At 57.8% G+C, this 1,492-nt stretch carries 1 protein-coding gene; it reads left to right on the forward strand.

The genetic code is table 11. The annotated features are described in order from the left end of the window. The coding region (locus BRAS3843_RS04340) for a WD40 repeat domain-containing protein (RefSeq protein ID WP_139024726.1) at window positions 1-1,492 on the forward strand (1,492 nt) is incomplete at both ends.

Here is a 1,492-nt window from a genome sequence, read left to right on the forward strand (position 1 = left end):
CACGAAGGAGCTGTTCGCTCGATTGGCATTTTATCTAACGGCAAGATGGCTCTCTCGGGGAGCTGGGACAAGACGCTAAAGCTTTGGGATCTCGCCACAGGCCGCGAGCTACGTAGCTTTGTAGGACATGCGGACGGCGTTAATTCGGTTGCCATTTCGCCGGACAGCAAGACTGCGCTGTCCGGCAGCGAGGACGGGACACTGAAGCTTTGGAATCTCGACACAGGCCACGAGCTTCGCACGTTCGCGGGGCACAAAGGAGTGGTCCTCTCGGCTGTCTTTTCCCCCGATGGTCAGCTGATACTGTCAGCGAGCGATGACGCCACACTGAAACTCTGGGAGGCTTCATCTGGACGGAACCTGCGCAGCTTCACCGACAAGGGTGGAGTCACATCGGTTGCCATATCGCACGACGGCAAGACGGCCCTATCGGGAAGCTGGGACAAGACGCTGAAACTCTGGGAGCTAGTCTACGGCCGCGAGTTGCACAGATTCGGTAGGCACGCGGAAGGCGTGTGGTCAGTTGCCTTTTCTCCAGATGGGAAGCTCGTCTTATCGGGTAGCGAGGATGGGACACTGAAAATCTGGGACTTGGCCTCGGGCCGAGAGTTGCGCAGATTCACAGGCCATACTGGTTGGGTCTCGTCAGTCGCATTTTCTCCCAATGGCAAGCTGATTCTATCGGGGAGCTGGGACACCACGCTGAAACTCTGGGACGTGCCGTCGGGGCGCGAGTTATTTGGCTTCACAGGCCACAGGGGTAGAGTGAACTCGGTGGCCATTTCGCCTAACGGCAAGACCGCCTTGTCAGGGGGCGACGACAAGACGCTGAAGCTCTGGGATCTAGCCACGGGTCGGGAGCTGCGCACCTTCACCAATCATTTTATGGAGGTGTTCTCTGTTGCATTTTCTCCCGATGGGAAATTGGCTCTGTCTGGTAGCAGCGACAATACTCTGAAGCTCTGGGAGCTAAACACTGGCCGCCAATTGCGCACCTTGATTGGTCATACGGGCAGAGTCGCTTCTACTGCCTTTTCCTCCGATGGTCGAATGGTGCTCTCGGGTAGCGGAGACAATACGATCAAACTCTGGGACGTGGCGTCAGGACGCGAGGTGCGCACCTTTGTCGGCCACGCAGAGGTGATCTTCTCGGTTGCCTTTTCGCCCGACGGACGTCTGGCCCTATCGGGGAGCTGGGATACCACGATGAAGCTCTGGGACGTGGCATCAGGTCGTGAGCTGCATAGCTTCAAAGGCCACGCGCATATTGTCACTTCAGTTGCTTTCTCCCCCAACGGTAGGCTGGCGCTGTCGGGAGGCGACGATGCAACGATCCGGCTTTGGGATCTGGAAACTCCGGGGGAATTGATAAGTCTCGTGGCGTCTTCAAACCTTGACTGGCTTGCGGTAACCCCGCCGCGTGCAGGAGGATTCTTCAACGCATCGAGCGTTGAGAACAACTTCCTGGCGGTGGTCCGCGGCTTCGAAGCCG

The organism is Bradyrhizobium sp. STM 3843, from assembly GCF_000239815.1.
Classification (GTDB): Bacteria; Pseudomonadota; Alphaproteobacteria; order Rhizobiales; family Xanthobacteraceae; genus Bradyrhizobium.